The 4,488-nt window shown below is 75.1% G+C and carries 4 protein-coding genes; all 4 read left to right on the top strand.

Annotated features, from left to right (window positions below; translation table 11 throughout):
* Window positions 1-377: 377 nt before the first annotated feature.
* The 4 genes from D476_RS38055 (at window position 378) to D476_RS0124235 (ending at window position 3,602) form a co-directional block, all read left to right on the top strand.
* Window positions 378-989, top strand: a complete 612-nt coding sequence (locus tag D476_RS38055) for a hypothetical protein (protein WP_017626511.1) — start codon at window positions 378-380, stop codon at window positions 987-989.
* A 112-nt stretch (window positions 990-1,101) separates the two neighbouring features.
* Complete coding sequence (locus D476_RS0124245; protein WP_017626509.1) at window positions 1,102-2,370, top strand: Gfo/Idh/MocA family protein; 1,269 nt, start codon at window positions 1,102-1,104, stop codon at window positions 2,368-2,370.
* Window positions 2,371-2,394: 24 nt separating this feature from the next.
* Window positions 2,395-2,721 carry a hypothetical protein gene (locus D476_RS0124240; RefSeq protein ID WP_017626508.1) on the top strand — a complete coding sequence of 109 codons (327 nt, stop codon included), beginning with the start codon at window positions 2,395-2,397 and terminating at the stop codon, window positions 2,719-2,721.
* 53 nt (window positions 2,722-2,774) lie between these two features.
* On the top strand, window positions 2,775-3,602 hold the full coding sequence (locus tag D476_RS0124235) for a thioesterase family protein (RefSeq protein ID WP_017626507.1): 828 nt from the start codon (window positions 2,775-2,777) through the stop codon (window positions 3,600-3,602).
* The last annotated feature ends 886 nt before the right edge of the window (window positions 3,603-4,488 follow it).

Raw genomic sequence — 4,488 nt, 5'->3', positions numbered from 1 at the left:
GGCCTGCCGTCACCGTCGACGCCGCGCCGCCTCCGATCTGAGGGGTTCTGAGGTTTCCGGAGTCTCATGTCGCGCCTATGATGCGCTTCTCGGCGACGAAAGGGCACTCCTCCCCGCCCCCGCGGGGACGGGGCGCCCTTCGCCTCCGACCGACAACCAACACCCGCGCTCACCCCTGGGAAAACGATTCATCCGGAACGGGATCCCCGCGGTGTTCGCGTGCGTCTGTCCCCGTAAGCGCCGCCCGCACACTTCCGGCGTTCCGCCCCGGTTCGACACACCGGGATATCGCGCTGCGCAGTGTCCGGATCCGCTCACGCGCAGGCCAGGCGCCTCTTCTCGGCAGTACCCCCGAAACCGGAAAGGCACGATCCCTCATGGTCGACGACGGGCCCTCCCCGGACGAGGCCGCGCCGCGCGCGACGCGTCGCCAGTGGAAGGCCGAACGCCGACGCCGACGGCTGACCGTGGTCGCCGTGATCGGCGCGGGGACGGCACTCACCGGCGCTCTCGTCGCCGCCTCGCTCTCGCCGTCGTCCGACGGACCGCACTCCTCCGCGGGCGATGGCGGCGGAAGCACCTTCCCGCCCCCGGACTCCGGCCCGTCCGCCTCCCCCGCCTCACCCGGCGGCGCTGCTCCGGACCAGACCGCCCCCTCCGCCGCGGCCCCTTCCTCCAGCCCCGGCGCCTCCCCCGATGACGCGACGGACGACGACCGGGAGGAGGACGAGTCGGACCCCTCCCCCGACGACGACCCCTCGGAGACTCCGCCGCAGACCGGTCGGCCCCCGGGCGACGACGACGGGAGCACCCCGACCGACCCGCCCAGCGGCGGAGTCGGCGGGGGCGGCGGGGACACCGGCGGGGGCGGTGACGGCGGTGACGGCGGCGGGGGCGGCGGGGGCGGTGGAGGCGGCGACGAGAGCCCGCCCGCCGACGAGGAGCCCATCGATGAGGACCCCGACGACGGGTGCTGGATCTTCTGCTGATCGCCGAGTGGGCCCTCCCCGCCCGGATCTTCGGCACCGACGGCGGGAAGGACCCCGGGCGAGACGGGAGCGCCCGCCCCGCGCGGGCCCACAGGTGAGGAGGAACCCCCGCATGGCGCCGATACGGGTACTGGTCGTGGGAGCAGGGTCGCGCGGCAGCGCCTACGCCGCCTGGATCCGGGAGCACCCCGGGATCGCACGGGTGGTCGCGGTGGCCGAGCCCCGCCCCGCCTACCGCGACCGCCTGGCCGACGCGTGCGGGGTTCCCCACGAGGCCCGGTTCTCCGACTGGCGCGAGGCCGCCGCGCTCCCCCGCACCGCCGACGCCGCACTGGTGTGCACGCTGGACGACGCCCACCTGGAGCCCGCCCTGGCCTTCGCCGCCTCCGGCCACCACCTGATGGTGGAGAAGCCGCTGGCGCAGACCCCGGCCGACTGCACGGCCATCGTGGAGGCCGCCCAGCGCGCCGGGGTGCTGCTCAGCGTCGGCCACGTGCTCCGCCACGCCCCTTACACCCGCCTGGTCACCTCCCTGCTGGAGGCCGGGCGGATCGGCCGGGTGACCGGCATCGACCACATCGAGCCGGTCGGCTTCTGGCACCACGCCCACTCCTACGTGCGCGGCAACTGGCGGCGCGCCGCCGACGCCGCGCCCATGCTGCTCGCCAAGTCCTGCCACGACCTGGACTGGATCCGCTACGTGGTGGGGCGCGAGCCCACGGCGGTGTCGTCGTTCGGGTCGCTGCGCCACTTCCGCCCTGAAGAGGCCCCCGAGGGAGCCGCCGAGCGCTGCACCGAGTGCCCCGTCGAGCCCGAGTGCGCCTACTCGGCCCCGCGGATCTACGGCCGCTTCCTGGAGAAGGGGGGCACGGGATGGCCGCTGGACGTGCTCACCCCCGAGCCGACCGCCGAGTCGGTGGCCGAGGCGCTGCGCACCGGCCCCTACGGCCGCTGCGTCTACCACTGCGACAACGACGTGGTCGACCGGCAGGTCGTGGCCCTGGAGTTCGCGGGCGGGGCGACCGGGACCTTCACGATGACCGCCTTCACCCAGGCGGGCCACCGCCGCACCACCCTGTTCGGCACCGACGGCGAACTGTACTGCGACGGCGACACCGTGACCGTGTACGACTTCCTGACCCGCACCACCGAGACCCTCAAGCCCGAGTCCGCGGAGGGCGCGGGCGCCGGTCACGGCGGCGGCGACGGCGGCCTGCTGTCGGCGTTCTTCGCGGGGATCGCCGCGGACGACCCGGAGCTGGTGGAGACGAGCGGCGAGGACGCCCTCCGCTCCCACCTGCTGGTCTTCGCCGCCGAGCGCGCCCGCACGGAGGGGCGGGTGGTGGCGCTCCCGGAGCGCGGCACCGGGCGGGAGCGGTAGCCGCCCCGCGAGGAGGGGGACGGCTTGGCACTGGCGGGCAAAGGGTCGCGCGCGATCACCGTCGACGGCCGCGCGTACCGCTGGCGGGTCCGGCACCGCCCCACCTACGACCAGGACTGCCTTGCAGGCCGCCTCTCCTTCGCCGTCGAGCTGGCCGAGGCGCGCGGTTCGGTCCTGGTGGTGCGCACGCCGCACCCGCACCCGGGGGCCACCGTGCGCACGGAGCCGCCGGTACCGGTGACGCCGGGGGCGGTGGCGGCCGCGGTGCGCGCCGCCCTGGCCGCCGGGTGGCGCCCCGGGCGGGCGGGGCCGCCGTTCGTCTTCGACCTCCCCCGTGAAGTACTCAACTAGTTGATCATTAGACTCGGGGGCCTACCTGCCCACCGCACGGAGGAGATCCTCGCATGGCCGACTTCGCGGCCGCCACGGCGCTCACCGGGCCATCCGCCCCGCAGCCCGGCGGCGCCCACCCCGCCTTCGACGCCGAACTCGACCCGCAATGGGCCGTCGGCGACAAGCTCCACGGCGGCTACCTGATGGCGGTCATGGGGCGCGCCGCCGCCCGGACGACCGGCGGCGCCCACCCCGACCTGACGGCCATGGCCGCCTCCTTCGTCCGCCCGCCGCTCCCCGGCCCCGCGCAGGTCGAGGTCGAGACCCTGCGCGCGGGCAAGGGGTCGTCGCGGGTGCGGGTCCGCCTCACCCAGGACGGGGAGCCCTGCGTCGAGGCGATCGCCACCAGCGGCGCCCTGGACGGCGGCGCGCCCTACTGGAGCCGCACGGAGCCGGCCGCCCTGCCTCCCGAGCACGACTGCCTCCCCTCGCCCGCGGAGGTGCCCGGATCGGACTTCCGCGTCCCCCTGATGGAGGCCGTCGACCAGAGGATCGACCCCGGCGTCCTGAACGCCATGGCCGGGCGGCCGTCGATGCAGGGCCGCGTCGCCGGGTGGCAGCGGCTGGCCGACGGCGCCTCCTGGGACCCGCTGTCGCTGCTGGTGGCCCTGGACATGGTGCCGCCGGTCTCCTATGACCTGAGGCTGCCCGGATGGGCGCCGACCGTACAGATGAGCGCCTACATCCGCGCCGTCCCCGCACCCGGTCCGGTGCGTGTGGCGATGCAGGCCGAGGAGGTCTCCGGGGACCGGATGGACGTGACGGTCCGCGCGTGGGACACCAAGGACCGCCTGGTGGCCCAGGCATCCCAGATCGCGGCGGTGCGGACCCCGGAGTGACCTGAAGAGGGCGGGGGCCGGTGACGTCCGCTGGAGCGGTGTCATATGGGTCCGACCGGGTCAGCACCATCGTTACGACCTCGGGGCGGCCCCTGCCCCTGTATCGGCGCCCCGACCGGCGCTCCGACCGTCGGCGACCCGACCGGCGCCCTGCCCGTCGGCGGGCCGCCTCCGGCCGACCACCTGCGGCAGCCGCGACCGCCGAAGGTTCCGCCACACCAGCGGACGCCACAATCGTCACGGCCTCGGGGAGGCCCCGGCTCTGCGCCGGTGCCCTGACCGGCGCCCTGCCCCTCGTGGGTCGGCCTTCGGCTGCCCGCCCGGATGGCGTCCGCTGAAGTGGGGGCACTTCTGCCGACTGCGGCCGCCTTCGGCGGGCGGCCCCCGGCCGTCCGCCGAAGGGCGGGTCGCAGATCAGGGCTCCGAAGGCGACCCGGTCCGCCCCACAGCCGCAACCGGCGGGCCGACCTGGCCGGACGGAAACCCTGCGGACGCCATCCGAAGGGCCGGTGCGCCCCGGTGGGTCACGCCGGGTGGGGTCGTGGAACCCTCCGATGCCGGTCGTACACGAGCGCTCGGAGTGACCGGCCGTTCGGTGGTCATGGCACTGCAGATTCGCAATCGGCTGCACCAATCTGCAGGACGCGATCGTCCCGGTGCCGGAGGGGCACGGCTCCCCGCCTTGGGTGCGCGTGAGCGGGCGGCGCTGCGGGTGATGCTGCACATCCCCCGCCTTTACCTCGTAGATTATGGCAGCGCCGTTCCAGAGCGCTGGGGACGTCCGTCCGATCCCCTCTCCGGAGCGCGCGGGCCCGCACGTCCCTCCCGCCCCTGAGCGACAACGGCAACGGTCCCCTAGATGATTGATTCCAAGGGGTCAGTGGTC

The sequence above is a fragment of the Nocardiopsis chromatogenes YIM 90109 genome (genome assembly GCF_000341185.1).
Classification (GTDB): domain Bacteria; phylum Actinomycetota; class Actinomycetes; order Streptosporangiales; family Streptosporangiaceae; genus Nocardiopsis_A; species Nocardiopsis_A chromatogenes.
This window is presented reverse-complemented; position numbering and strand designations above follow the sequence as displayed.

Excerpts from the sequence above, each read along its gene's own strand:
- D476_RS0124245 (WP_017626509.1), top strand. The coding sequence starts at position 1,102 with ATGGCGCCGATACGGGTACTGGTCGTGGGAGCAGGGTCGCGCGGCAGC.
- D476_RS0124235 (WP_017626507.1), top strand. The coding sequence starts at position 2,775 with ATGGCCGACTTCGCGGCCGCCACGGCGCTCACCGGGCCATCCGCCCCG.
- D476_RS38055 (WP_017626511.1), top strand. The coding sequence starts at position 378 with ATGGTCGACGACGGGCCCTCCCCGGACGAGGCCGCGCCGCGCGCGACG.